This window comes from Pseudonocardia hydrocarbonoxydans (assembly GCF_006539565.1).
Lineage (GTDB): Bacteria > Actinomycetota > Actinomycetes > Mycobacteriales > Pseudonocardiaceae > Pseudonocardia > Pseudonocardia hydrocarbonoxydans.
Map to the genome: position 1 here is coordinate 1 of NZ_BJNG01000031.1, position 25870 is coordinate 25870.

Below are 25870 nucleotides of genomic sequence, written 5' to 3' on the forward strand. Positions count from 1 at the left end.
CCCTAGGAGCGTGCCGTCAGGCCGTGGCGGAGCGGACCGGGCAGCCGGCGACGTGCTCGGCGGCCCCGCGCAGCGGCCACTCGGCCCCGCAGACGCGGCACAGTCGGGCGCGGTCGGTCCCGACCGCGTGCAGGCCCGGCGCGCCGAGCGGGATGATCGGCTCCCCGCCGGACAGCGCGGCGGTGGCGAAGGTGTAGATGCTCAGCTCGGTGTCGGTCATCTCCGCACGCGGCTTGTCGACCAGCTCCCGGATCCGGACGAGGGCGTAGCGCATCCAGATCTCGCGGGTGAGCGGGCCATCGGGCACGGCGAACACGGGACCTCCGGGTGTCGGCTACGGCGAGTCACCCGGGACTATGCCTGCCGCCCGTCCGGCTGAATGACCAGAAATGAGACGCGTCACACAGCCCGTCTCAGGGGGCGAGCAGCGGCGCCGGTGCACCGAGCGCGTCGGCGATCAGGGGCGGGATCGGGCGCTTGCCCGAGCCGTCGGTCCCGACCACCACGTAGACGGTGCGACCGGCGCAGGTGACCTCGCCCGCGCGGCGGACCTCGAAGTCGAGCGCGAACGACGTGCGGCCGATCCGGGCGGTGGACACGGCGATCGCCAGTTCGTCCTGGAAGCCGACGCCGGTGCGCCAGTCGATCTCCGAGCGCACCAGCTGGACGTCGTGGCCCGAGGCCAGCATGTCGGAGTAGGGCAGGCCGCGGTGCACCAGGAACCCGGTCATCGCGTCGTCGAACCAGGCCAGGTACCAGGAGTTGAAGACCACGCCCTGCGCGTCGACCTCGACGTAGCGCACCCGGTGGGGGTGGGTGAAGGTCACCGGCGCGGCCCGAACACGACGACGACCGAGAGGTCCTCGCTCACCTCGACGAACTGGTGCTCCTCGCCCGCCGGCACGTAGACCACCGAACCGGGGCCGATCATCACGTCGACGTCGTCGGTGACCAGCCGGGCCCGGCCGCGGGCGACGACGTAGACCTCGTCCTCGCTGTGGGCGGGCTGCCCGTCCTTGCCGCCGACGGGGATGCAGTACGTGCCGACCGACATCTCGGCCACCCGGAGGTGCTCGCGGTACTGGTTGGGCTCACCGTCGGGGACCGCGAAGTGCCCGGCGGCGCGAAGAACCCGCATGGGTGAAATCTATCCGATCCGCTCGCGGATGGTGCGGTTCACCGCCCGCCCGAAGGCGGTGACGACCCCCCGGACGGTGATCGGCTTCAGCTGGGAGAAGGCCTCGGCGAGCCGGGTGCGCTCGTCGGCGGGGCGTCCGCGGTCGCGGTAGGGCTGCAGCACCTCGTCCTGGAACATCTTCATCAGGTCCTCGGCCAGCGCCGTCGTGTGCTGCTCGATGATCTCGTGGGCGCGCCGCCACACGTCCCACGGCAGGCCGGAGTCGAGCACGGCCAGGCCCTCGCCGAGGGTGCCCGAGCCGTGCAGGCGGACGCGTTCGCCGTCGACGACGTCGATGACGCCGAGGCCGTGCAGCGCGTCGACGTCGGTGTCGGCCAGCGTGCGGCCGGCGCGGCGGTCGAGCTCGGCCCGGTCGATCTCCTCGATCTGCTCGGGCACCCACGGTGTGAGCAGCGCCCGCTGCAGCGCCAGCTCCGCGGCCCCGGCCGACGCGGGCAGCCGCCCGAGGTGTCCCTCGATCGCGCTCAGCGTGAAGCCGAGTGCCGACAGCTCGCTGACCAGCTCCAACCGGGCGACGTGATCGGGCCCGTAGAACCCGGTGCGGCCGCGCAGGACCGGCGGCGGGAGCAGGCCGCGGCCCGCCCAGAAGCGGATGGTGCGGACGGTGACCCCGGTGCGTTCCGCGAGCTGGTCGATGGTGAGCTGGCCCGTCATGGGTGGCACCGTACGCGCAACCTTGACCTATGTGACAGTGCTGCTGTAACAAAGACGCATGGCTGAGATTCCCGAGGCGTTCGTCTACGACGCCATCCGCACACCGCGCGGCCGAGGCAAGGCCTCGGGTTCGCTGCACGAGGTCAAGCCGATCTCGCTCGTCACCGGGCTGATCGACGAGCTCCGCGCCCGCTACCCCGAGCTCGACCCCGCCACGATCGACGACGTCGTGCTCGGCGTCGTCTCCCCGATCGGCGACCAGGGCGGTGACATCGCCAAGACCGCGGCCATCGCCGCGGGCCTGCCGCACACCGTCGCGGGCGTCCAGCTCAACCGCTTCTGCGCGTCGGGCCTGGAGGCGGTCAACGTCGCCACCCAGAAGGTCCGCTCCGGCATGGAGGAGATGGTGCTCGCGGGCGGCGTCGAGGCGATGTCGCGCGTGCCCATGGGCTCCGACGGCGGCGCCTGGGCGATGGACCCCGACACCAGCTACCAGACCGGGTTCGTGCCCCAGGGCATCGGCGCCGACCTGATCGCCACGCTGGAGGGCTTCTCCCGCGAGGACGTCGACACCTACGCCGTGGAGTCCCAGGCGCGCGCCGCGAAGGCGTGGGCCAACGGCTACTTCGCCAAGTCCGTCGTGCCGGTGACGGACCGCAACGGTCTGACGGTGCTCGACCACGACGAGTTCATCCGCGCCGGCGCCACGCTGGAGAGCCTCGCGGGCCTCAAGCCGTCGTTCGCGATGATGGGCGAGGCCGGTGGCTTCGACGCCGTCGCCCTGCAGCAGTACCACTGGGTCGAGAAGATCGACCACGTGCACCACGCCGGCAACAGCTCCGGCATCGTCGACGGCGCCGCGCTCACCCTGATCGGCACCGAGGCCGCCGGGAAGGCCGCCAACCTGCGCCCCCGGGCCCGGATCGTCGCCACCGCGCTGTCCGGCGCCGACCCGACCATCATGCTGACCGGCCCCGCGCCCGCCTCGAAGAAGGCGCTGGCCAAGGCCGGGCTCTCGGTCGACGACATCGACCTGTTCGAGATCAACGAGGCGTTCGCCGCCGTCGCCATGCGGTTCATGCGCGACATGGGGATCAGCCACGAGAAGACCAACGTCAACGGCGGTGCCATCGCGATGGGCCACCCGCTCGGCGCGACCGGGGCGATGATCCTGGGCACCCTGATCGACGAGCTGGAGCGGCGCGAGCTGCGGTACGGCCTCGCCACGCTGTGCGTCGGCGGCGGCATGGGAATTGCGACGATCGTGGAGCGGATCTGATGAGCACGGACAAGGCAGTGCGCTGGGAGAAGGGCGCCGACGGCATCGTCGTCGTCACCCTGGACGACCCGGGCCGCAGCGCCAACACCATGAACGAGCGCTTCGGCGAGGCGTTCCTGGAGTGCGTCGACGCGCTCGTCGCCGGCAAGGACGACATCACCGGGGTCATCCTCACCTCGGCGAAGAAGACCTTCTTCGCGGGTGGCGACCTCGACTCGCTGTCGAAGGCCACCCCGGCCGACGCGCCGCGGTTCTTCGAGCAGTCCATGGCGATCAAGACGGTGCTGCGCCGCCTGGAGACCCTGGGCCGCCCCGTCGTCGCCGCCATGAACGGCACCGCGCTCGGGGGCGGCCTGGAGATCGGGCTGGCCTGCCACCACCGCATCGGCCTCGACGCCCGCGGGGTCCTCTACGGCCTGCCCGAGGTCACGCTGGGCCTGCTGCCCGGCGGCGGCGGCGTCGTGCGCGTCACGCGGCTGCTCGGCATCGCCGACGGCTTCATGAAGGTCCTCGCGCAGGGCCAGCGGATGAAGCCGGCCAAGGCGCTGGAGGTCGGCGTGATCGACGACCTCGCGGCCACCCCCGAGGAGATGCTGGACAAGGCGCGCGCCTGGATCGCGGCCAACCCCGACGCCGCGGCGCCGTGGGACAAGCCCGGCTACAAGATCCCCGGCGGCACCCCGTCGTCGCCGAAGCTCGCGGCGTTCCTGCCCGCGTTCCCGGCCAACCTGCGCAAGCAGATCAAGGGCGCGCCGATGCCCGCGCCGCGCAACATCCTGGCCGCGGCCGTCGAGAGCACCCAGGTCGACATCGACACCGCGTTCCGCATCGAGGCGCGCTACTTCGTCGAGCTCGTCACCGGCCAGGTCAGCACGAACATGACCAAGGCCTTCTTCTACGACCTGCAGACGATCAACGGCGGCGGCTCGCGGCCGAAGGACGTCGAGAAGTACACACCGACCAAGGTCGCGGTGCTCGGCGCCGGGATGATGGGTGCGGGCATCGCCTACACCTGCGCGCTCTCGGGCTGGGAGGTCGTGCTCAAGGACGTCTCGGCGGAGGCCGCGGCGAAGGGCAAGGCCTACTCCGAGAACCTGGTCGCCAAGGGCGTGCAGCGCGGGCGCACCACGCAGGAGAAGGGCGACGCCCTGCTCGCCCGGATCACCCCCACCGCCGACTACGCCGACCTCGCCGGCTGCGACATCGTCATCGAGGCCGTGTTCGAGTCGGTGGCGCTCAAGCAGGAGGTGTTCCGCGAGGCAGCCAAGGTGATCTCCCCGGACGCGCTGCTGTGCTCCAACACCTCGACGCTGCCGATCACCGAGCTGGCCACCGGCGTCGACCGGCCGGCCGACTTCGTGGGCCTGCACTTCTTCTCCCCGGTCGACAAGATGCCGCTCGTGGAGATCATCCGCGGCGAGCAGACCTCCGACACCACGCTGGCCAAGGCGTTCGACGTGGTGCTGGGCATGAAGAAGACCCCGATCGTCGTCAACGACAGCCGGGGCTTCTTCACCAGCCGGGTGATCGGCACCTTCATCAACGAGGGCGTCGCGATGCTGGCCGAGGGCATCGACCCGCAGACGATCGAGCAGGCCTCCTCGCAGGCGGGCTACCCGGCCCCGGTGCTGCAGCTGATGGACGAGCTGACGCTCACGCTGCCGCAGAAGATCCGCAAGGAGACGAAGGCGGCCGTCGAGGCGGCCGGTGGCACCTGGACGGCGCACCCGTCCGAGGCGATCATCGACCGGCTCGTCGACGCGGGCCGCCCCGGCAAGTCCGGCGGCGCGGGCTTCTACGACTACGCCGACGGCAAGCGCACCGGCCTGTGGCCCGGCCTGCGCAGCGAGTTCGGGGCGACGAACCACGACGTCGACCTGCACGAGCTGTCCGAGCGGATGCTGGTCATCGAGGCGCTCGAGACCGTCAAGTGCTTCGACGAGGGCGTGCTGACCAGCGTGGCCGACGCGAACATCGGCTCGATCTTCGGCATCGGCTTCCCGGCCTGGACCGGCGGCGTGATGCAGTACATCGAGGGCTACCCCGGCGGCCCCGCGGGCTTCGTGGCCCGCGCCGACGAGTTCGCGGCGAAGTACGGCGACCGGTTCGCGGTGCCGGCGAGCCTGCGCGAGCGGGCGAAGGCCCCGGCGGCGGCGGCCTGACCGCGCACCTCCCCGAATGGCAGTAAAGCCACTGTGCCGCCACGAGATGGCAGCACAGTGGCTTTACTGCATCCCGGGGGTGGTGATCGCGGCCTCGAACACCGTCGCGAGGCCGGAGTAGCCCCGCTCGTTGGGGTGGAAGTGGTCCGCGGCGAGGCGGCCCGACCAGTTCCGGGTGAGCGGGACGCGCAGCTCGGCCAGCCGCAGGCCGCGGGCGGCCACCGCCTCGTCGATCAGGCGGTTGACCTCCAGCGCCGCGGCGTAGGTGGCGGGCTGGTTGCCCACGACGGTGCCGGGCGGGACGCGGCGCAGCAGCTCGGCGAGGTCGGCGGGCAGGGCGGGCCGCAGGCGCGGGCTGACCAGGTCGTTGTTGCCGATCAGCAGCGTGACGAGGTCGGGCACCTGCCCCAGTGCGGCGAGCGCGGGGAGCTGGCGGTCCAGGACGTCGCGCACCCGCCCGCCGCTGACGGCCAGGTTCACCACCCGCCACCCCGGCATCCGGGCGGCGAGCTGCCCGACCCAGCCGCGGTCGTACGCCCCGGCCCCGACCCCGACGGTCAGCGAGTCGCCCAGCGCCACCCACAGCGGGCCGTCTGCGGCCAGGGCCGCCCGGTTGTGCTCCTGCCATGCCGCGGCGTAGGGCTCGACCTGTTCCTGCACGCGGCGCACCCCGGGCAGCACCCGGGACAGCACGCGCAGCACGGGGCCCGACGGGCGGCCGCTGAGGTTGGAGTAGTCGAACCCCGTGGTCATCCCCGCGGCACCGTCGGCTGCAGCACCGCCTCCACCAGCGCCTCGGTGCGCAGGTGCGTGCCCTCCTGGTAGCCGGGGTCGCGCACCATGTCGGAGAACGCGCGGCGGCTCGGGTAGGACACCAGCAGCACCGCGTCCCAGCCCTGTCCGTGCTCGGCGACGACCGGGTCGGCGCCGTGCCCGAAGTAGACGACCGAGGCGCCCACCTTCTCGGCGAACGGCCGGAAGTGCGCGAGGTACGCGTCGTACCGCTCGGCGCCGCCGGGGGCGAAGCGCAGCAGGTTGAGCATGACGATCGGCTGGTCGGGACCGGCGGCGAGGAACGCCTTCATGTCGGCACCCGAGGGGTTGACGGCCATGGTTCCCATCCTGCCGTACGTGTGAGCATCCCGACGCGGGCTGAGTGATCACCGGGGGGATCGGGCAATCTGATGCCATGGCCGACTGGGTGTTCTCGATCGTCGACCGCCTCGGAGCCGTGGGCGTCGGCCTGCTGATCCTGCTCGAGAACGTCATCCCGCCGATCCCCTCGGAGATCATCCTGCCGCTCGCGGGCTTCCGCGCCCGGGCGGGCGCGTTCGACGTGTACGCGGCCTGGGGCGCGGCCACCCTCGGGTCGCTGCTCGGTGCGCTGATCCTCTACGCGCTGGGGGCCTGGTTCGGCTACGAGCGGCTGCACGCCCTGGCCGGGCGCCGCTGGTTCATCCTGTCCAGCCAGAAGGACCTCGAGCGAGGTCACGGGCTGTTCGAGCGCCACGGCGGCAAGGTGGTGCTGCTGGCCCGGTGCGTCCCGCTGCTGCGCAGCGTGGTGTCGATCCCGGCCGGGATCGTCGGGATGCCGCTGTGGCGCTTCTCCCTGCTGACGGCGATCGGCAGCGGCGTGTGGAACGCGGTGTTCGTCGGGCTGGGCTGGTACCTCGGCGAGAACTTCGAGGTCGTGGAGCAGTACCTGGCCCCGGTGTCCTACGTCGTGGCCGCGCTCGTCGCCGTCGCGCTGGTGGTGCTGATCGTCCGCAAGGTGCGTGCCAGGCGGCCGGCCCCGACCGCCCGCCACCGTGCGTGACGGCCCCGTCCGCTCGGCCGAACGGGGAGGGGCGGCTTGCCCGTAGGCCGCTCCGTGGGTCAAGCTTCCGCGCCGGACAAACGACGGGACCGAGGAGCACACGCGTGACGATGGATCAGGAGGCGGCCGCCGAGCGGGCCCTGCTGGCCTCCGTCGACGGCAGTGACGTACCGGGCCCCGTCGCGGCCGAGTTCCTCGCCCTGGCCGCCTCGCTGATGGACGCGAGCACGGTGCGCGGGGTGCTCGTGCGGGTCGTCGAGGCGGCCCGGGCCGTGGTGCCGGGGGCCGACCTGGTGAGCGTCACGCTGCGGGCGGCGGGCGGGTTCCACACGCCCGTCGAGACCGATCCGCTGGCGACCCGGCTCGACGAGATCCAGTACCGGCTCGACAACGGGCCGTGCGTCGACGCCACCCGCAAGGCCGGGCTGGGTCTCACCTTCTGCTCCGACCTCGCCGCCAGCACCCGCTTCGGCCCCTTCGGGCCCGCGGCCGCCGACCTCGGCGTGCACAGCGTGCTGGCGATCGGCCTGTTCCCCGACGGCGACGGCCCGCGGATGGGCGCGCTGAACATCTACTCCCGACAGGTCGCCGGTCTCGACGAGCTCGACCGCGACCTCGCCCTCGTCCTGGCCGCCCACGCCTCCACCGCGCTGGCCGCCACGATGGCCGCCACCTCCGCCGAGCTGGAGGCCGCGCAGCTGCGGCAGGCCCTGGAGAGCCGCGACGTCATCGGTCAGGCCAAGGGCATCCTGATGGAGCGCCGCAAGATCGGCGCCGACGAGGCGTTCGGGGTGCTGCGGTCGGCGTCGCAGGCGCTGAACGTCAAGCTCGCGCAGGTGGCCAAGACGCTGGTCGACCGCCGCACCGAGGTCTGACGAGCGGCCCGCCCGTGATCCGCAACGTGGTGGTGGGCAGGCTCCTCCCGGACGTCCCGCCGGAGCGGGTGCGGGCCGCGCTGCAGGCGTTGCTGGACCTGCGGGTCCCCGGCGTGGAGCTGCGCATGGTCTCCGGCCTCGATCTCGGCCTGCGCGAGGGCAACGCGAGCTACGTCATCACCGTCGACCTCGACGACGAGGACGCCTACCGCGTCTACGACCGCGACGAGGAGCACAACCGCATCCGGCGCGAGATGTTCGCGCCGATCAGTGCGTCGATCGAACGGATCCAGTTCCGCCTGCCCGGCTGAGTCGGCCCCCGTCCGGCTCCGCCGGGTTGACACCTGTCCTCATCGGTTGCATGGTTAGCTACATGAGTAATGAACCAACGGACCGGTGATCGGGGTGCGGGACGACGGGCGGCCGCTGTTCGCCCGGATCGCCGAGCAGATCGAGAACTCGGTCGTCGACGGTTCCCTGCCCGAGGAGGCGCAGGTGCCCTCGACCAACGAGCTCGCCGCCTTCCACCGCATCAACCCGGCCACCGCGGCCAAGGGCGTCAACCAGCTCGTCACGAGTGGCGTCCTCTACAAGAGACGAGGGATCGGCATGTTCGTCGCCACCGGCGCGCGCACGCTGCTGCTGGAGCGGCGGCGCGAGGAGTTCGCCCGGGCGTACCTGGCCCCGCTGCTGGCGGAGGCCCGCAAGCTCGGCATGGACGCCGAGCAGGTCAAGAAGATGATCGACACCTGGGGGGACGCATGAGCGTCACGACGGCCGGGCTCACCCGGCACTACGGCCCGGTCCGGGCGCTGGACGGCGTGGACGTCACGCTGGCCGACGGGGTGGTCCACGGCCTGCTCGGTGCCAGCGGCGCGGGCAAGACCACGCTGCTGCGGATCCTCGCCGGCCAGGAGTTCCCGTCGGCGGGCACCGTCACGGGGACCGGCGGCGGGGTCTGCCTCGTGCGGGAGGACCAGACCTACCCGGACACCTACCGCGTCGCGCACGCCCTGCGCGCCGCCGCGCTGCTGCAGCCGCACTGGTCGGCGGAGGTGGCGCGCGAGCTCGTCACGGCGTTCGGGCTGCCGCTGGACCGGCGGGTCGCCAAGCTCTCCCGCGGCATGCGCTCGATGCTCGGCGCGACCGTCGGGATCGCCTCGCGCGCGCCGCTGACGCTGCTCGACGAGCCCTACCTGGGCCTCGACGCCGGGTCCCGCGCCACGCTGTCCCGGGCGCTGCTGGCCGACTACGCCGAGCACCCGCGCACGATCGTGCTGTCGAGCCATCTGATCGACGAGGTCGCCGACCTGCTGGAGCACGTCGTCGTGCTGGACCGCGGCCGGGTCGTCCTCGACGACGACGTCGACGCGCTGCGCGGCCGCGCGGTCACCGTCAGCGGGCCGGTGGCGGCGGTCGAGGGGTTCGTCGCCGGGGCGGGCGAGCTGCACCGGGAGCAGCTGGGGCCGACGTTGCGGGTCACCGCGGTCGGCACGCCCGACGCGGTGCCCGCCGGCCTGGAGGTCACGCCCGTGTCGCTCCAGCAGCTCATCGTCCACACCGCGTCCGCACCGGACGCCCACCGGGAGGAGACCCGATGACCGGCGCGATCGACGTCGTCCGACTGCACCTGCTCGACCGCCGCCTCGTACTGGGCACGCTGCTGGGGGTGCTGGTCTTCGTCGCCTTCGGGGTGGCGGTCACCGCGGCCGACGTCGCCGCCGGCGGCAGCTTCGGCAAGGGGTTCGCCATCGGCATCATCGGCGGGCTCTACGGGGGGATCGCGGGGGCGCAGGCCACGGCGATGTCCCGGCTGCTCCCGTTCACCGTCGCGATGGGGCGGACCCGCCGCGACTACTACCTCGGCACGGTCCTGTTCGTCGTCCTGGAGGCACTGGTGCTCGGTGCGCTGCTGCTGCTGTCGCTGGTGGTCGAGCAGGTCACCGGCGGCTGGGGGGCCGACCTGCGGTTCGTCGAACAGGGCTGGGAGAGCGTCGGCAACCCGGTCGGCCAGTTCCTGGTGTTCGCGGCCCCACTGCTGCTGACCTTCCCCGCGGTCCTGCTGGGCGTCGTCCTGTTCGTGCGCTGGGGGGTGTCCGGGCTGGTCGTGGGCGCGGTCCTGGCCGGCGCCGTGGCCTTCGCGGTGATCATCGTGACCGGCCTGCTGACGGTCGGGTCCACGATCCCCGTCGCCGACACCGTGCGGCTCGCGGCGATCGGTGTGGTGTTCGCGGCCGCGGGCTGGTTCGTGGTCCGGCGGGCGCCGCTGTGAGCCGGTACCCCTCGGGGAGTCAGTACTCGTAGGGGTCGGGTGGGGCGTCGACGACCTCCACCGCCGCCACCGTCATCGCCGGGACGTACCCGGTGGCGGCGGTGGCGCTGCCCGTCTGCACGCTGCCCCGCACGCGCAGCCAGGTGTCCTGCGGCGGGTCGCCCAGGTCGCCGACCAGCCGCACCCGGTTCGGCCGGGCGTCGGCGGCGCAGCAGGCGATCGTCAGCCGGGCCAGCTCGACGGCCGCGCCCCGGCGCACCGCGAACCCGGTCAGCGTGACCTCGCGGCCGTCGAGGGAGCCCGAGGTGTCCCACGCGGCGCGCTGCACGAACTCGGCGACGGTCAGCACCGGGTCGGCGGGCAGCGGCGGGAAGACGTCGCCGTCCTGCACGACCGCGTTGCGCGCGCCCGCGCGGTTGACCGAGTCGGCGCCCAGCGCCGGGGGCGCGACCAGGGCGATGACCAGCACGGGGGCGAGCAGCAGCCAGGGCACGTGCGAGCCGCCGTGGTCGTGGTCGTCGGCCGGGGCGTGACCCCGCAGGTCGCGCACCAGCGCCACCACCGCGAGCGCGACGATCACCGCTCCCGCGGCGAGCAGCAGCCAGCGGTGCGACGGCTTGACGTAGCGCAGGTGGGTGTCGTCGGCGGCGATGCGCAGCAGCGCCCCGCCGAGCAGGACGAGCAGCACGTGCTGGGTCTCGCGCCTCACAGGACCAGCGCCCCGGCCGCGCACGCGCACAGGATCGCGACGACGAACGTCGCGGGGGCGAACCGGGCAGCGAACGCGCGGCCGAACGTGCCGGCCTGCAGCGCGATCAGCTTGACGTCGACCGCGGGCCCGACGACGAGGAACACCAGCCGGGGCAGCAGCGGCAGCATCGACAGCGACGCCGCCACGAACGCGTCGGCCTCGCTGCACAGCGCCAGCACCACCGCGAGCACCGCCATGACGACGATCGCGAGCAGCAGCTGCCCGGCCAGCGCGTCCATCCACTCCGGCGGCACGAGCACCGACAGCGCCGCCGCGGCGACCGCGCCGAGTACGAGGAACCCGCCCGCGGAGACGAGATCGTGGCGCGCGGTCTCGGCGAGCACCGCCCAGCGGTTCTCGCCGTCGCGGCGCGGGGTGCCGCGGCGGGCCCGGTCGGCGATCCACTCCGCCCGCCCGGCCCGCTGCCACAGCCAGCCCATCACGCACGCCGTGGCCAGCGATCCGAGGAACCGGGCCAGCACCATCCGCGGCTCGCCCGGGAACGCGACGGCCGTGGCCACCAGCACGATCGGGTTGACCGCCGGTGCGGCCAGCAGGAACGTCAGCGCCGCGGCGTCGGGCACCCCCTGGCCGATCAGCCGCCGTGCCACCGGCACCGACGCGCACTCGCACCCCGGCAGCACCAGTCCCGCGGCGCCCGCCACCGGCACCGCGGCGCCGGGGTGGGCCGGGAGCATCCGGCGCAGCGCCGCGGGGGACACGAACGCCGCGATGACGCCGGAGAGCAGCACCCCGAACACCAGGAACGGCAGCGCCTGCACGCACACCGCGACGAACACCGTGGCCGCGGTGCGCAGCGCGGGCGCCGACGCGGCCTCGGTGATCAGCGGCCGGGCCAGGATCGCGAGGACGAGCACCGCGCAGAACACGTGCAGCGAGGTGATCCGGGGCGCCCGGGCCGTGATCGTCACGACGGGCATGCTGCCAGCCCACCCCTCCCTCCCGCGGCCGAACGGCACAACCCGGCGCCCCGGGGCCCGGGGGGGGGATTGCAGTGGGGTGGCTTCACTGCAACCCGGTTGCAGTGAAGCCACCCCACTGCGACCGGGCGGGGGCCGCGGGGGCGGGGGCGTGGGGGTGGGGCGCGGTGTGGTGGGAGGGTGGCGGTGTGCCGTCCTTCGTCTACGACGCCCTGCCCGGCCGCATCGTGTTCGGCGCCGGTGCGGCGCGCACCGCGCTGGCCGCCGAGGTGGAGCGGCTGGGGATGTCCCGGCTGCTGCTGATCGCCTCCGAGCGCGACGCCGGGCGCGGGCTCACCGCGCCGTTCGCCGGCCGCGTCGCCGCGGTGTTCACCGCCGTGCGCGAGCACGTGCCCGTCGCCACCGCGGAGGCGGCCCGGGAGGCCGCCGCCGGCGCCGACGGCGTGCTCTGCGTGGGCGGCGGGTCGGCGGTCGGGGCGGCGAAGGCCGTCGCGCTCACCACCCGGCTGCCGATCCTGGCGGTGCCCACGACGTACGCGGGCTCGGAGGTCACGCCGGTGTGGGGCCTGTCCGACGGCGGGGTCAAGACCACCGGCACCGATCCCGCGGTGCTGCCCCGCACCGTCGTCTACGACCCGGAGCTGACGGCGACGCTGCCGCCGGAGCTGGCGACGGCGAGCGCGCTCAACGCGCTGGCGCACTGCGTCGAGGCGTTCTGGGCGCCGCGGCGCAACCCGGTGAGCAGCGCCGTCGCCGAGGAGGGCGTGCGGGCGCTGGCCGCGGGGCTGCGCGACGGCGACCCGGCGCAGCTGCTGCTGGGGGCCTACCTGGCGGGGTCGGCGTTCGCGGTGGCGGGCAGCGGGCTGCACCACAAGCTCGCGCACGTCCTGGGCGGGCTCGGCATGCCGCACGCCCGCACCCACGCGACGCTGCTGCCGCACGTGCTGGCGTTCAACGCGCCGGGGTCACCGGAGGCGACCGCCCGCGTCGCCCGCGCCCTGGGCCGGGACGACGTGGGCCGCGACGACGCGGTGGCGGGCCTGCATGCGGTGACGGCCGCGGCCGGGATCCCGCGCGGGCTCGCCGAGCTGGGCCTGGCGGAGGACCGGCTCGACGAGGTGGTGGAGCGGACGCTGCCCGCCGTGCCCGCCGACAACCCGGTGCCCGTGGACGCCGCCGCCCTGCGCAGGCTGGTGCGGGCGGCGTGGGCCGGTCAGGCGGAGTAGACGATCGCGCGGCGGTGCAGGAACTCGGCCAGCGCGGCGAGGCGGCCCAGCCGCCTGCGCTGCCCGTAGGCCGACAGCGGGCCGACCACACCCTGCACGAGCCCCCCGGCGGGCCCGCTGACCTGCGCGGTCATCGTCACGGTGCAGCGCTGGTCGCCGTGCGGGGTGACGAGATCGGCGTAGTCGAGGCGGTGACCCGCGGCGTGGGAGGTCCAGCGGATGCCGCGGCCGGGCTCGCACCACGTCACCTCCATCAGGGTGGCGGGCCCGAACCACGGCCGGACCAGGCCGCTCCAGCCCTCCTCGACCACCTCGCCCGCGGCCTCGACGGAACGGATGTGCGGTGACCACAACCGCCAGGCCGCGACGTCGGTGAGGACGGCGTGCGCGACGGCGGCGGGCGCGGCGACGGGCTGCTCGGAGCGGATCACCTCCCCACGGTAGGGCTCGGCGCGCGCCCGCGCCCGCTGTCGTCGACGATCGGGGGGTGCAGGCGGGGACGAGTGCGGACGGGCCGGCGGCGCCGGCGCTGGTGTGGGAGCGCTACGCCGACCCGGGCCGGTGGGCGGGCTGGGCCCCGCAGATCCGCCGGGTCGAGACGGCGGCGACCCGGATCGCGCCGGGCGTCACCGGGCGGGTGCACGGGCCGCTGGGGGTCCGGGTCGCGTTCACCGTCACCGCCGTCGACGAGGCGGCGCGCACCTGGGCCTGGGACGTGACGGCCGGGCCGCTGCGGCTGCACCTGTGCCACGGCGTCGAGGCCGACGGGCACAGCTGGCTCACCATCGACGGACCGGCGCCCGTCGTCGTCGCCTATCTTCCGGTCGCCCGGACCGCTCTGCGACGTCTGGTGCGGGCGTCCTCGGCGGCCGACCCGTGATCGCGCCGGCCGGGGAACGAGGATTAGTTCTCCGACCGGCGTGTCACTCGGTGTTCTCCGTGTCATCCGCCGAGGGGTGTGCAGGCCTCCCCGGTGTCCTCACCTGACTGGACCAGCTTTCCTGGCCCGACGAGACCGATGGTTGGGGTGGTGCCGAGTGGAGTACACGCGAACGTGGTCCCGCCGATTCCCTGGAAACTGTCGTACCAGATTTAAACCACAGTCCTGGCCGTGTTTTCGCAGTTGGTGTAGTTCTGAGCCCCAAAAAGAGAAGCCGCAGTCCTGGGCCTGTGCCGGAGCCGCGAGGGCCGCTCAACTCACGGCCAGAGCTAAGGATGTCAGAGCGCCGAGCGCGAACTTTCGAGTCATTTCTCCCCCCAATTTCATATCTGATGTTCGAGCGTGTAAGCCATTTGAACATGGCATACTTTCGGCAGATCTGCAAGATCAAGGCGGGGTTCATGGCGCACCGGGATCGGCGAGCGGTCGATGCTGTCGCTGAAATGGGTGAATTACATTTCTGTATCGCGGTGAAGCGGCAATGGTCGGTTGTCGCAGCGTCTGGGCTCGCGGCGTCGCATTCGTCGTGATCGCGGGGCGGGGTCCGGCCCGCGCTAGGCTCGGGCGGGAGAACGGGAGTCGGATCATGGGCGGTGCCGGGCGGATCGAGCGGTCGGCGGGCGTGCAGTCGCTCGACCGCGCGTTCGGGCTGCTCGAGCTCCTGGCCGAGGCCGACGGCGACCTCGCCCTGTCCGAGCTCGCCACCCGGTCCGGCCTGCCGCTGCCCACCATCCACCGGATCGTGCGCACGCTGGTCGCGTCCGGCTACGTCCGGCAGCTCCCGTCGCGCCGCTACGGGCTCGGCCCGCGGCTGATCGGGCTGGGTGACGCCGCGTCACGGATGCTGGGGTCCTGGGCGCAGCCGCAGCTCGCCGCGCTCGTCGACGCGGTGGGGGAGACCGCCAACATGGCCATGCTCGACGGCGACGCCGTCGTCTACGTGGCCCAGGTGCCCTCGCGGCACTCGATGCGGATGTTCACCGAGGTCGGGCGGCGGGTCCCGGTGCACTGCACCGGCGTCGGCAAGGTCCTGCTGGCCGGCCTGCGCGAGGCCGACGTCCGCGCGCTGCTGGCCCGCACCGGCATGGCGGCGCCCACGCCGCACACCATCACCGACCCCGACGCCCTGCTGCTCGAGCTCGACCGTATCCGCCGGCAGGGCTACGCCGTCGACGACGCCGAGCAGGAGCTGGGTGTGCGCTGCGTGGCGGTGGCGGTGCCGGGCGGGCCGTCACCGACGGCGGTGTCGGTCTCCGGCCCCGAGACGCGGGTGACGTGGGCGGCCGTCGAGCAGATCACGCCGGTGCTGCGCGCGGCCGCCGACGCGCTGGGCGCGGAGCTGTCCGGGCGGGTCGCCCGGTGAGCGCGCTGGCGGCCTACCTGCGCGAGTTCGACGCCTGTGCCCACCAGCTGTCGCAGGTCGCGCGGCTGGAGGTGGGGTCGCGGATCTGGACGCACTGCGCCGAGCGGGCCGGGCCCGGGGCGTCGGAGGAGCGGATCCGGGCGGCGCTGGCCGAGCTGGGCGAGCCGGCCGACCTCGTGCGCGCGGAGCTGGAGCGCACCGGGGAGCGGCCCGACCCGTTCCGCCCCCGCGACCTCGTCCCGGTGCACCTGTTCGCCGCGTCGCTGCTCACGCTCGGCATCGGCACGGCCGTCGGGCTGGTGCTGCTGTGGCGGTCACCGGTCTGGCCTCGGCGCCACCGGGCCGTCGCGACGGCCCTGGTCGTCGCCGGCGCGGTCGCGGTGCCGCTGCTGGTGCCCGCGCTCGCCGGGACGTCCGGGCTGCTGGTCGGTGCGGTGGTGGCCGGGCCTGCGGCGGCCGCGGCCTACCTGGCGCTCGCCCGCCGGTGGGTGCGGGCCGCGGCATCCTGACACGACCTGTCAGGGTCCGGTCCTAGCGTCGCCGTCCATGACGACGTGGAGCGAGTTCACCGCCGAGGCACCCCGGGTCGCGGAGATCTTCGTCCGCCGCCACGCGGCCGCGGGCAAGCTCTGCCTGCTGGCCACACTGCGCGCCGACGGGTCGCCGCGGATCAGCCCGATCGAGCCGCGGATCTTCGAGGACCGGCTGTGGATGATCGGCATGCCGGACACCACGAAGTTCCGCGACCTGCACCGCGACCCTCGCTTCTGCGTGCACACCGCCACCGTCGACACCCAGGTCACCGAGGGCGACGCCAAGCTGTGGGGCGAGGTCGCCGACGTCCGCGATCCCGCGCTGCACGAGCGGTTCGCCGAGGACGTGTACGCCGACATCGGTCTCGACCTGCGCGGGCAGACCTTCGACCACTTCTACGAGGCCCACCTGACGTCGGGGTCGGCGGTGGAGATGGTCGACGGGCACATGGAGGTCACCGTGTGGAAGCCCGGTGAGGGGGAACGGGTGGTGCGCAGGACCTGAGTACCGGCAGCCGGCGTGTGTGACCGACCCTCACCATCGTCGTGGCCGGAGCGTCGGCCCGGTCAGGGCTGTTCGGCGGGAAGGGGGACGGCCGATCGGCGGTGGCGGTGTGGTGGCGGTGCGGGCACGTCTGGTTCGGCGGCGTCCGGTCCGTCATCGTGACCGGAGACGTTCGGGAGGATCGCCGGTGCAGTGGTACGAGCACGTCATCGTGGACTCGGGTCGCGCGGCCGCCCTCTGGGCGTTGCTCGCCTTCCTCGTCACCTTCGCGGGGACGCGGGCGGTGACCCGCCGGATCCGCGCGAAGAAGGCCGCCGGTCCGGCCGCGGCGGGCGGCGGGCTGGCGGACGTCCACATCGCCGGCGTGCACGTGCACCACCAGGTGTGGGGCATCCTGCTGGTGCTCGGCGCCGGGCTCGTGGAGTTCCGGTGGGACCCGGGGAGGCCGTGGACCGAGTTGCTGGCGGTCGCGTTCGGGGCCGGGGCGGCGCTGGCCCTGGACGAGTTCGCCCTCTGGTTCCACCTCGACGACGTCTACTGGGGCGAGGAGGGGCGCAAGTCGATCGACGCGGTGCTCCTCGGCGGCGCGCTCGGCTTCTTCCTGCTCCTGCAGGCCGCCCCCGTGGGCCCGGAGGCCGGCACCGGCTCGCTCGGGCTGTGGCTGTACCTGCTCACCGTCGGGCTGCACCTGGCCACCGCGACCGTCTGCGTCGCGAAGGGCAAGCTCGCGACCGGCGTGATCGGGGTGGTCGTGCCGGTGGTGGCGACGGTCGGGGCCGTGCGGCTGGCCAAGCCGGGCTCGGCCTGGGCGCGGCGGCGGTACGGGGAGCACCGGCTCGCCCGTTCCCGCCGCCGCTTCGGGGAGCGCTACCGGCGACGGCACGACCGGATCCGCGACCTCATCGGGGGAGTGCCCGACGCGGCGCCGTCCGGTGGTGCGCAGGCCCCGGGTGCGGGTAGGAAGGTCGGGTGAGCCGCATCAACGACGTCGGCGGGATGACGGGGTTCGCCGCGATCGTGCAGGAGCCCGACGAGCCGCCGTTCCACGCCGACTGGGAGGCGCACGTGCTGGCGCTCAACGCGGCGCTGATCCGGCGCGGGATCTACAACCTCGACGAGTTCCGCGACGCGCAGGAGCGGCTGCCGGTGCCGGAGTACCTGGCCGCCTCCTACTACGAGCGGTGGTTCGCCGCGATCCGCGTGCTGCTGGTCGAGAAGGGCGTGGTGGACGAGGCCGACCTGGAGCCCCCGCGTGGCTGACCGCTTCGCCCCCGGCGACCGCGTGCGCACCCGCGCGGCCGACCCCGACGGGCACACCCGCCTGCCCCGCTACGCCCGCGGCGCCGTGGGCACCGTCGTCGAGCGGGCCGGTGCGCACCCGCTGGCCGACGAGCGCGCCCGCGGCGGCGCCCCCGACCCGCACGCCGTGCACCACGTCCGCTTCGCCGCGGCCGACCTGTTCGGCGCGGGCGACCACGACGTGGTGGTCGAGCTGTGGGAGGACTACCTGGAGGAGGCGCCGTGAGCGACCACCACCCGAGCTCGGCGATCTCGGCGGGCGTGCGGCACGTCGAGGCGCTGCTGGAGTCGCGCGGCCTGCTCGACCCCGGCGAGATCGACGCCCGCATCGACGCCTTCCTGGCCGGCGGCTCGCCCGCGAACGGGGCCCGGATCGTCGCCCACGCGTGGACCGACCCGGGGTTCGCCGGGCGGCTGCTCGCCGACGCGAACACCGCGATCCGCGAGCTGGGCCTGTCGATGGCGGGCGGGCTGCAGGAGCAGCGGCTCAAGGTCGTCGCCAACTCCGCCGCCGAGCACCACGTCGTGGTCTGCACGCTGTGCTCGTGCTACCCGATCGCGCTGCTCGGGCCGTCGCCGAGCTGGTACAAGAGCGAGGCCTACCGCTCGCGGGTGGTGCGCGACCCGCGCGGGGTGCTGCGGGAGTTCGGATGGGAGCCGCCGGCCGACACCGCGATCACGGTGTGGGACGCGAGCGCGGAGTCGCGGTACCTGGTGGTGCCCCGGCGGCCCGAGGGCACCGACGGGTTGGCCGAGGAGGAGCTCGCCCGGCTCGTCACCCGCAACGGGTTGATCGGCACCGCCGCGGTCTGACCGCGCCTGAGAGCGCGCTAAGCCGATCTTCACGGTCGTCCAAGACCCGGGCGTGACAGTGGTGGGGACCAGCGAGGACGTCTCCAGGAGGATGACCGTGATGACCACCCGCCGTACCGCCACCCTGATCGCCGCCGCGCTCGGCACGGCCGCGCTCGTCGGCTGCGCCGCGCCGGCCGCGCCCGTCCCGACGGTGAACCTGGGCTCGGCCACGACGTCCCCTTCACCCGGGCCGCTGCCCTCCGCGGCACCCGCCCTGAGCGACGGCGAGTTCGACGTCGCCGCGGCCGAGGCCGCGACCGCCCGCTTCGCCGTCTCCGGCGGCACGCTGCAGCTGCTGTCGGTGCAGGTCGCCGACGGCTGGGAGCAGACCGGCGAGCGGATCGGGTCCGACGAGGTGGAGCTGCGCTTCGCCGCGGGCGGCCGCACCGTCACCCTCGAGGCCGAGGTCGACGACGGGCGGTTCGAGACCGACGTCGACATCGACGAGGCGGCGACCCCCGGCCCGCGCACCTATGACGCCGCCGGTGCGGGCACCGTCGAGGTCGACGTGCAGGGCGACCGGGTCGCTCTGGTCGGCCAGAGCGCCGCGCCGGGCTGGGTGGCCACCGTCGACGAGGACGACCTGGCCGACGGCGAGGTCGAGGTCCGCTTCCGCAACGACGCGGAGTCGCGCACCGTGGACGTCGACGTGGACGTGGACGACGGCGTGCTGAACGTCGACATCGACACCCGGACCGGGCGCGGCTACGACGCCCCGCGGCCGCGCTGACGCCGGTGCGGGCCCTGGTGGTGGAGGACGAGGCGCGGATCGCGTCCTTCCTGGAGTACGGCCTGGCGGCCGAGGGCTTCCACGTGGAGGTCGCGGGAACGGGCACCGACGGGCTCGCCCGCGCGCTGTCGGGCGGCTTCGACGTCGTCATCCTCGACCTGATGCTGCCCGGCCTGTCCGGCGAGCAGGTGCTGCGGCGGCTGCGCGGCCAGGGCTCGACCGTCCCGGTGATCGTGCTGACGGCCAAGGACGCGGTGCTCGACCGGGTCGACAACCTCAACGCGGGCGCCGACGACTACCTGGTCAAGCCGTTCAGCTTCGCCGAGCTGCTGGCCCGCATCCGGGCGCGGATGCGGGCCGGGAACGAGCAGGGGGCGCCGACCGGCACCGTCCTGCGGCACGGCCCGCTGCGGCTGGACCTGCCCCGTCGCCGGGTGTGGCGCGACGACACCGAGGTCTCCCTGACCAACCGCGAGTTCGGCCTGCTGGAGGTGTTCCTGCGCCACCCCGGGCAGGTGCTCTCCCAGCCCCAGCTGCTCGACCTCGTGTGGGGCTACGGGCACGACCCCGGCTCCAACGTCGTCGAGGTCTACGTCAGCTACCTGCGGCGCAAGCTCGGCGCCGACGTCATCGAGACCGTCCGCGGCGGCGGCTACCGCAGCGCCGAGTTCGGGTGAACCGGCACTCGCTCGCCGTCCGGCTGCCGGCGCTCGCCGCGCTCGTGCTCGCGCTGAGCCTGGGGCTGTCGCTGCTGCTGTCCTACCAGCTGCTGGCCGCCACCGGCGAGCGCGACCTCGACCAGGCGCTGGGCCGGGAGCTCGCCCGCTTCACCCGCGCGGTGCAGACCTCGACCGCCGAGCAGGGCGGGGCCGCGACGGCGCCGGTCGTCGCCCGGGCCGTCAGCGACTACTACGTGCTCAATCCCGGCAACCCCACCTACCTGACGGTGGTGCGCCTCGGGACGGGCGTGGTCGTCTCCCCGTCGCCGCCCGCCGAGCTCGCCGACCTCTCGGTGCGCCTGGCCATCCCCGCCCCGACCCGCGACGGCAGCGAGACCCTGCCCAGCGAGGCCGGGCCGCTGCGGTCGCTGAGCACCGCGATCGTCGTCGACGGCGCGCCGATCGGGCAGGTGCAGGTGGTCGGGCGGGCCCAGCCGATCTCCGACGCCACCGCGTCGTCGTTCGCCCGGCTCGCCGTCCTGGCCGGGTCGAGCCTGCTGCTGGGCGGGGCCGCCGTCGCGTTCGCGCTGGTCCGGGCCCTGCGCCCGCTGCGCGACCTCGCCGCCACCGCCCAGCGCACCGGGCGCCTGGAGCACCTCGGCGAGCGCGTCCCCGAGCCCGCCCGGCCCGACGAGGTCGGCAGGCTGGCCGGGGAGTTCAACCACATGCTCGGCCGGCTCGAGGACTCCGCGCACCAGCGCACGGCGTTCCTGGCGGCCATCTCCCACGAGCTGCGCACCCCGGTCACCGTGGCGCGCGGGCACCTGGAGACCCTGGAACGGCGGGGCGCCGACGACCCCGACCGGGTCCGCGCGACGACGCGGCTGGTGCGCGAGGAGCTGACCCACCTGGGCCGCCTCGTCGACGACCTGCTCGCGCTCGCCCGTGCCCCCCTCGACGACTTCGTCGTGCCCCGCGAGGTCCGGCTCGACCGGCTCGTCGCCGACCTGGAGCTGCGCCTGGAGGGGCTCGACCTGCGCCAGGTCGAGACGCTCCCGCCGCCCGAGGTCACGGTGGCGCTCGACCCCGCCCGCATCCAGCAGGCCCTGCTCAACCTGGCCGTGAACGCGACCGTGCACACCCCGCCGGGCACCCGCGTGATCGTCGAGGCGCGGGTGACGGACGGGCGGCTGCGGCTCACCGTCGCCGACGACGGCCCCGGCATCGACCCCGCCGTGCGCGACCGGGTGCTGGAGCCCTTCGTCCGGTCGGCGGGGGACCGGCACGACTCGTCCGGGCTGGGGCTGGCCGTCGTAGACGCGGTCGTCAGGGCGCACGGTGGGGTGGTGGGGATCGAGACCGGGGCGGGGGGCACGACCGTCACCCTGGACCTTCCCGCCCGTGCCGAGTCCTGAGTGGGCGTTCGTCGGTGCCCCCAACTTGGCATTGTGCGAACAAAAACATGCAGTTCAGCGGTGTTTCGTTCGCGGTGAACGCCGCACATGCCAAGGTTCGGCGCGACGGGTACCGCCGATAGCGGCCCCGTTCCCTCGGTCCGCCGGGGCCGGGGAAGGACGCGGTCCCGGCCGCGCTGTGCCCGGCGCCAAGGCTGCCTCAGGGGTGAGCGTGCCGGCCACGCGCGTCGCGACGTTGATGGAAGGATCGGGGTCATGCCCGGTCCGGACATCGACTTCGCGCGAATCCGTCCGTACGGCCGTCCCGCCGGCAGGGCGGACGCGTTCGAGGAGCTGTCCTCCATCCTCCTGCGCATCGGTGCAGTGACGTGGCCGGCGGGCACCCGGTTCCAGCGGTTCGGCAACCCAGACGGTGGGCGAGAGGGTCGAGGTGTCCTGCCGAACGGCGACGTCTGGGCCTGGCAGTCGAAGTACCTGTTCACCTTCGACGCGTCGGGCGCGGCCCAGGTCACCGCCTCGATCAAGCGGGCGCTGGACACCGAGCCCACCCTCACGCGCTACCTCGTCACCCTGCCGATGGACCTGCCCGCCGGCGACACCGAGAAGCGGTCCTCGGCGCTGACCCTCTGGAACGACAAGGTGCGGGAGTGGAAGGCGCTCGCCGCGCAGAGCGGCATGACCGTCGAGTTCGTGTTTGTCGGTGCGCATGAGCTGACCTCGGCCCTCACGGCGTCGGAGAACGAGGGCCGTGCGCGGTACTGGTTCGACGCGGACGTACTGACCGAGCAGTGGCAACGTCGACGTCTGGAGGAGGCCGTCGCCAAGGCCGGACGCCGGTACACCCCCGAGGCCCACGTCGAGGTCCGCACCGTAGCGGCACTGCACGCTGTCGGCCGTGCCGCGCCGTTCGTCGATCGCTGGCGTGGTGCGCTCGCCGAACTCCGGGAGGCGCGCCGGTGGGGCTGGCGGTCACCGCGCGGTGTCGTGGACCTCGACCCTGTCCTGGAGCGGTGCGATGACACGCTCGCCGCGGCCGACACCGCGCTGGAGTCGATGATCGCCGCCCTCGCCTCGACCGGCGATCTCCCGGTGGTCAACCAGAGCCTCGACGACGCTTTCAAGGCGGTGCAGGAGGTCGAAGACCTCCTGCACCAGCACTGCCTGACCGACGGCCGGTACTTCGTCGGCGACGCCGCGACCCTGTCCACCCACTGTCGTCAGGCGCAGAGCGCACTGTGGCAGGCATACGACCTGGCCAACGGTGCCCTGGCCGATGCCGCCCGCACCAAGCGCCTCGTGATCACCGGGCGTGCGGGCATGGGTAAGACCCATCTGTTCTGCGACGTCGCGTCGCGGCGGCTGGACGAGGGCCGGGCGACCCTCCTACTGCTGGGGCAAGACTTCGACGCGCGCAACCTGTTGTCGCAGTTCGCCACGATCAGCGGGCTCGACGGCATGGCCGACGCCGCGATCGCGTCGTTCGCGGCTGCCGCCGAGGCATCCGGGCAGATCGGGCTCGTGATGATCGACGCGCTGAACGAGAGCGACCAGCCCGACCGCTGGCCCGACGATCTCCGCGCCCTGCTCGCCGTCGCGGGCCGTTACGAGAACGTGGCGGTGGCGGTGTCGTGCCGCACCGAGTTTGTCGATGACGTCGTGGGGACCGAGGAACGGCCGACCGTCGAGCACCGGGGATCCGCCGAGGCGACCGACCGGGCGATCATCCGGTACGCCGAGGAGTACGGACTCGAACCGCCGACGTTCCCCGTCCTGGGGCCGGAGTTCGGCAACCCCCTGTTCTTGAAGCTCACCTGCGAGACACTCAGCACCCTGGGCGCGAGCCGGTTCCCGTTTGGCTCGGCGGGGGTCACGACGATCTGCGAGGCGTTCCTCGATGCGGTCAACCTCCGCCTCTCCGTGCCGTCGCGATGCGACTACGACCGGGCCTCGAACCCGGTGGCCGCGGTAGTCCGCGAACTCGCAAAGCGCACCGGCACGACCTTCGACCGGGACGACGTGCGACGGCTGGCCGTGTCGTCCCTGCCCGGGGAACGCGTTTGGTCCCGGTCGCTGCTGCGTGGCTTGATCGCCGAGGGCGTGCTCATCGAGGTGGGCCGGGACCGGCTCGCGTTCGGGTACCAGCGCCTCGGGGACCTCTTCCGCGCCACCCGCCTCGCCGAACGCGGGTCGGACGCGGTGCGGACGTGGTTCCGCGACCTCGACGACCACCGCTGGTCGGAGCGGGGACTGCTGGGCGCGCTCGCCGTCGTCGTGCCCGAGCAGCACGGGGTGGAGTTCTTCGAGCTCGTCGCGGACGACGACGGCATGGTCGCCCGCGACGTCGCCGACTCGTTCCTGGAGAGCCTGCTGCTGCGCGCCCCGGACAGCGTCACCCCGCGAGCGGTCAGTGCGACGAAGGCTCTTCTCGACGACCGGCCGAGCCCCGACGACGCCACCGAGATCTGGGACCGGCTCCTGCGGATAGCCTGCATCCCCGGCCATCCGCTCAACGCCGAGTGGTTGCACGAACAGCTCAGCTCCCGGGACCTGCCCGAGCGCGACGCGACCTGGTCGCAGTACTTGATCGGAGCCCTCGACGAGGACCGCAGTTCCCCGCTGGGCCGGCTCCTGGAGTGGGCCTGGCCCGAGGACCTCGCCCGGCGGCACCCCGTCCCCGACGACGTGGCGACGCTCGCCACGATGTGTCTCGGATGGCTGCTGACGACGACCGATCGGAGGGTCAGGGACCGCGCCACGAAGGCGCTCACCAGCGTCGCCGAGCGGGCGCCCGCCGGGTTCGTCGCCGGACTCGCCCGCTTCCGCGACGTGGACGACCCCTATCTCGTCGAACGGCTGGCCGCGGCGACCTGCGGCGCCGCGCTGCGCACCGTCGGCGAGCCGGTGCGCAGCCTCGCGGACGGGATGCTCGCGCTCCTGGGCGACGGCCTGCCCGAGCACCTGATGACGAGGGACTACGCCCGCCACGTCGCGGACGCGGCCCGAGCCCAGGGGTGGACGGGGTCACTACCGTCGCGGGAACCGGGCGAGTGGCCGACGCATGCGCGGCCCGCGGACGAGATCGACGCGATCGCCGGGCCACCGGACTACGAATACAGCTCGATCTGGTACTCGCTGACGGGCATGGGCGACTTCGGCCGCTACGTGCTGACCCCGGCGGTCGAGCACGTGCTGGGCGACGAGCCCACGCCTGCCGGGGACGTCGAGCGGGCCGTGTTCGAGCGCGTGCTCGACCTAGGCTGGACCCCCGACCGCTTCAAGGACCTGGACCGGAACCGGGACGGCGGCCACGACGGCGTCGTCGAACGGGTCGGCAAGAAGTACCAGTGGATCGCTTTGCACGAGGTGCTGGGCCGGCTCACCGACCACTTCCCCGTCCGACCGGGATGGGGCGAGGACACCCCCCGCCCTTACGAGCACGCCGAACAGGTCGTCTGGCGCGACATCGACCCCACCGTGCTGGTGCGCAAACCAGGCCCGCCGCCGCAGCCCCCGTGGTTCGCACCCGTCGTCGCAGACTTCCCGGCCGCCGTCGTCGACAACTACCCCGACGACACGTCCGGCATCCCCGATCCGCTGGATCTGCTCGCGGTCACCGACCCGGACGGAACGGACTGGCTCACCCTGGTCGGCAACCACACCTGGAATCAGCCGCTTCCGGTCGAGGTGGTCGCCAAGCAGGTTCCGCGCCTCGTTACGTGGATGCAGCTGCACGCCTACCTAGTACCGCTGACGCAGGTCGATGAGCTTGCCTCATGGGCGCGCGGCCAGGACTGGTTCGGACGCTGGATGCCCGAGTACGCAGAGCTACACAATCTCCTGCTCGGGGCACACCCGGATGGTCCAGAGTGGGACGCCGCGGACGGCCTCGTCGAGTGGCGGCGGGGTTGGGAGGCCGGCCAGCCGCTCGACCTCCGCCAGTGCGCGTTGTGGTATGGCGGAACCGGCACCGGACGGGACACCTCCGCGTCGGCCGAGACCTCGGGCTTCGTTCCCACCCGCCCGGTCGTCGTGATGCTGGGACTGTCGGACGGGCGCGACTTCCGGTGGCAGGACGCCGACGGCCTCGCCGTTCAGGATCCGTCCGCTGCGGCGGGCGGACCAGGATCGCTACTCCTGCGGCGCGACCTCGCTGCCCGCCTCCGGGTCGAGGGCGGCATGACGGTGTTCTGGACGGTCCTCGTGGGTCGCGAACTGCACCAACCGGACCACCGGCCCGCTGACGACTACCGGTGGGTCTCCGCGAGCGCGTCCTACGTGCTGGATGACGACACGGTCAGGAAAGTGCACTCCGTAGCCACGAGATGCCGCCCGGGGCCGGAGACGGAGCACGCAATCGCGTGGCCGGTCCGCGCGGCGGACCGCGGCGCCGGGTGACC

Annotated in this window: 30 protein-coding genes; 21 read left to right on the forward strand and 9 right to left on the reverse strand. The window is 73.5% G+C overall.

Annotated elements, in window-relative coordinates; translation table 11 throughout:
• Positions 1–16 precede the first annotated feature (16 nt).
• The 4 genes from PHY01_RS17610 to PHY01_RS17625 form a co-directional block, all read right to left on the reverse strand.
• Positions 17–307 (reverse strand): hypothetical protein, encoded by a 291-nt coding sequence (locus PHY01_RS17610; protein ID WP_141280084.1) that lies wholly within the window; start codon positions 305–307, stop codon positions 17–19.
• A gap of 106 nt (positions 308–413) precedes the next feature.
• Positions 414–827 (reverse strand): acyl-CoA thioesterase, encoded by a 414-nt coding sequence (locus PHY01_RS17615; RefSeq protein WP_141280086.1) that lies wholly within the window; start codon positions 825–827, stop codon positions 414–416.
• A complete protein-coding gene (locus PHY01_RS17620; protein WP_141280088.1) occupies positions 824–1138 on the reverse strand; it encodes a cupin domain-containing protein in 315 nt (104 codons plus the stop codon). The genes PHY01_RS17615 and PHY01_RS17620 overlap by 4 nt, the downstream gene beginning before the upstream one ends.
• Positions 1139–1147: 9 nt before the next feature.
• Entirely contained in the window at positions 1148–1852 is a 705-nt protein-coding gene (locus PHY01_RS17625) for a MerR family transcriptional regulator (protein ID WP_141280090.1), read from the reverse strand.
• A gap of 58 nt (positions 1853–1910) precedes the next feature.
• Between PHY01_RS17625 and PHY01_RS17630 the strand changes: the two genes are divergently transcribed.
• Both PHY01_RS17630 and PHY01_RS17635 read left to right on the forward strand, forming a co-directional pair.
• Positions 1911–3131 (forward strand): acetyl-CoA C-acetyltransferase, encoded by a 1221-nt coding sequence (locus tag PHY01_RS17630; RefSeq protein ID WP_141280092.1) that lies wholly within the window; start codon positions 1911–1913, stop codon positions 3129–3131.
• Positions 3131–5293 carry a 3-hydroxyacyl-CoA dehydrogenase NAD-binding domain-containing protein gene (locus tag PHY01_RS17635; protein WP_141280094.1) on the forward strand — a complete coding sequence of 721 codons (2163 nt, stop codon included), beginning with the start codon at positions 3131–3133 and terminating at the stop codon, positions 5291–5293. Before PHY01_RS17630 ends, PHY01_RS17635 begins: the two co-directional genes overlap by 1 nt.
• Before the next feature lie 63 nt (positions 5294–5356).
• Here the strand turns inward: PHY01_RS17635 and PHY01_RS17640 are convergent, their stop codons facing one another.
• Together PHY01_RS17640 and PHY01_RS17645 are read right to left on the reverse strand one after the other, a co-directional pair.
• Positions 5357–6046, reverse strand: a complete 690-nt coding sequence (locus PHY01_RS17640; RefSeq protein ID WP_141280096.1) for an SGNH/GDSL hydrolase family protein — start codon at positions 6044–6046, stop codon at positions 5357–5359.
• Positions 6043–6405, reverse strand: a complete 363-nt coding sequence (locus tag PHY01_RS17645) for a DUF1330 domain-containing protein (RefSeq protein WP_141280098.1) — start codon at positions 6403–6405, stop codon at positions 6043–6045. Before PHY01_RS17645 ends, PHY01_RS17640 begins: the two co-directional genes overlap by 4 nt.
• A 77-nt stretch (positions 6406–6482) precedes the next feature.
• Here PHY01_RS17645 and PHY01_RS17650 point away from each other — a divergent pair, with 77 nt between their 5' ends.
• The 6 genes from PHY01_RS17650 (at position 6483) to PHY01_RS17675 (ending at position 10256) form a co-directional block, all read left to right on the forward strand.
• Positions 6483–7109 carry a DedA family protein gene (locus tag PHY01_RS17650; protein WP_246085979.1) on the forward strand — a complete coding sequence of 209 codons (627 nt, stop codon included), beginning with the start codon at positions 6483–6485 and terminating at the stop codon, positions 7107–7109.
• A 110-nt stretch (positions 7110–7219) separates the two neighbouring features.
• A complete protein-coding gene (locus PHY01_RS17655; RefSeq protein WP_141280139.1) occupies positions 7220–7984 on the forward strand; it encodes an ANTAR domain-containing protein in 765 nt (254 codons plus the stop codon).
• Between the two features lie 14 nt (positions 7985–7998).
• The gene (locus PHY01_RS17660) at positions 7999–8295 is read left to right on the forward strand and encodes an antibiotic biosynthesis monooxygenase family protein (RefSeq protein ID WP_141280100.1); all 297 of its coding nucleotides are present in this window, start codon (positions 7999–8001) and stop codon (positions 8293–8295) included.
• A gap of 85 nt (positions 8296–8380) precedes the next feature.
• Positions 8381–8749, forward strand: a complete 369-nt coding sequence (locus PHY01_RS17665) for a GntR family transcriptional regulator (RefSeq protein ID WP_246085980.1) — start codon at positions 8381–8383, stop codon at positions 8747–8749.
• Positions 8746–9585 carry an ATP-binding cassette domain-containing protein gene (locus PHY01_RS17670; RefSeq protein ID WP_141280102.1) on the forward strand — a complete coding sequence of 280 codons (840 nt, stop codon included), beginning with the start codon at positions 8746–8748 and terminating at the stop codon, positions 9583–9585. Before PHY01_RS17665 ends, PHY01_RS17670 begins: the two co-directional genes overlap by 4 nt.
• A complete protein-coding gene (locus PHY01_RS17675; protein ID WP_141280104.1) occupies positions 9582–10256 on the forward strand; it encodes a hypothetical protein in 675 nt (224 codons plus the stop codon). Before PHY01_RS17670 ends, PHY01_RS17675 begins: the two co-directional genes overlap by 4 nt.
• 19 nt (positions 10257–10275) lie before the next feature.
• Here the strand turns inward: PHY01_RS17675 and PHY01_RS17680 are convergent, their stop codons facing one another.
• Positions 10276–10965 (reverse strand): TIGR03943 family putative permease subunit, encoded by a 690-nt coding sequence (locus PHY01_RS17680; RefSeq protein ID WP_141280106.1) that lies wholly within the window; start codon positions 10963–10965, stop codon positions 10276–10278.
• On the reverse strand, positions 10962–11948 hold the full coding sequence (locus tag PHY01_RS17685; protein WP_141280108.1) for a permease: 987 nt from the start codon (positions 11946–11948) through the stop codon (positions 10962–10964). Before PHY01_RS17685 ends, PHY01_RS17680 begins: the two co-directional genes overlap by 4 nt.
• 188 nt (positions 11949–12136) lie before the next feature.
• Between PHY01_RS17685 and PHY01_RS17690 the strand changes: the two genes are divergently transcribed.
• Positions 12137–13174, forward strand: a complete 1038-nt coding sequence (locus tag PHY01_RS17690; RefSeq protein WP_141280110.1) for a maleylacetate reductase — start codon at positions 12137–12139, stop codon at positions 13172–13174.
• Here the strand turns inward: PHY01_RS17690 and PHY01_RS17695 are convergent.
• The gene (locus PHY01_RS17695) at positions 13162–13605 is read right to left on the reverse strand and encodes an SRPBCC family protein (protein WP_141280112.1); all 444 of its coding nucleotides are present in this window, start codon (positions 13603–13605) and stop codon (positions 13162–13164) included. The two genes, PHY01_RS17690 and PHY01_RS17695, sit on opposite strands and share 13 nt — an antisense overlap.
• Positions 13606–13661: 56 nt before the next feature.
• On the opposite strand from PHY01_RS17695, the gene PHY01_RS17700 reads away from it, so the two are divergent.
• From PHY01_RS17700 to PHY01_RS17755, 12 genes are all read left to right on the forward strand, one after another.
• Entirely contained in the window at positions 13662–14054 is a 393-nt protein-coding gene (locus tag PHY01_RS17700) for an SRPBCC family protein (protein WP_141280114.1), read from the forward strand.
• A gap of 646 nt (positions 14055–14700) precedes the next feature.
• Positions 14701–15477 (forward strand): IclR family transcriptional regulator, encoded by a 777-nt coding sequence (locus PHY01_RS17705; protein WP_141280116.1) that lies wholly within the window; start codon positions 14701–14703, stop codon positions 15475–15477.
• On the forward strand, positions 15474–15986 hold the full coding sequence (locus tag PHY01_RS17710) for a hypothetical protein (protein ID WP_141280118.1): 513 nt from the start codon (positions 15474–15476) through the stop codon (positions 15984–15986). Before PHY01_RS17705 ends, PHY01_RS17710 begins: the two co-directional genes overlap by 4 nt.
• Positions 15987–16023: 37 nt before the next feature.
• Complete coding sequence (locus PHY01_RS17715) at positions 16024–16515, forward strand: pyridoxamine 5'-phosphate oxidase family protein (protein ID WP_141280120.1); 492 nt, start codon at positions 16024–16026, stop codon at positions 16513–16515.
• A gap of 187 nt (positions 16516–16702) precedes the next feature.
• Positions 16703–17488 (forward strand): hypothetical protein, encoded by a 786-nt coding sequence (locus tag PHY01_RS17720; protein WP_141280122.1) that lies wholly within the window; start codon positions 16703–16705, stop codon positions 17486–17488.
• Positions 17485–17775 carry an SH3-like domain-containing protein gene (locus tag PHY01_RS27995; RefSeq protein ID WP_141280124.1) on the forward strand — a complete coding sequence of 97 codons (291 nt, stop codon included), beginning with the start codon at positions 17485–17487 and terminating at the stop codon, positions 17773–17775. Before PHY01_RS17720 ends, PHY01_RS27995 begins: the two co-directional genes overlap by 4 nt.
• Positions 17768–18040 carry an SH3-like domain-containing protein gene (locus PHY01_RS28000; protein ID WP_141280126.1) on the forward strand — a complete coding sequence of 91 codons (273 nt, stop codon included), beginning with the start codon at positions 17768–17770 and terminating at the stop codon, positions 18038–18040. The genes PHY01_RS27995 and PHY01_RS28000 overlap by 8 nt, the downstream gene beginning before the upstream one ends.
• Positions 18037–18627, forward strand: coding sequence for a nitrile hydratase subunit alpha (locus PHY01_RS17735; protein ID WP_141280128.1), 591 nt, complete (start codon positions 18037–18039; stop codon positions 18625–18627). The genes PHY01_RS28000 and PHY01_RS17735 overlap by 4 nt, the downstream gene beginning before the upstream one ends.
• Before the next feature lie 100 nt (positions 18628–18727).
• Entirely contained in the window at positions 18728–19399 is a 672-nt protein-coding gene (locus PHY01_RS17740) for a hypothetical protein (RefSeq protein ID WP_141280129.1), read from the forward strand.
• A gap of 5 nt (positions 19400–19404) precedes the next feature.
• Complete coding sequence (locus tag PHY01_RS17745) at positions 19405–20076, forward strand: response regulator transcription factor (protein ID WP_141280131.1); 672 nt, start codon at positions 19405–19407, stop codon at positions 20074–20076.
• A complete protein-coding gene (locus PHY01_RS17750; RefSeq protein WP_141280133.1) occupies positions 20073–21473 on the forward strand; it encodes a HAMP domain-containing sensor histidine kinase in 1401 nt (466 codons plus the stop codon). Before PHY01_RS17745 ends, PHY01_RS17750 begins: the two co-directional genes overlap by 4 nt.
• 255 nt (positions 21474–21728) lie before the next feature.
• Positions 21729–25868: an NACHT domain-containing protein gene (locus tag PHY01_RS17755; RefSeq protein ID WP_141280135.1), complete on the forward strand. Its 4140-nt coding sequence runs from the start codon at positions 21729–21731 to the stop codon at positions 25866–25868.
• Positions 25869–25870 lie beyond the last annotated feature (2 nt).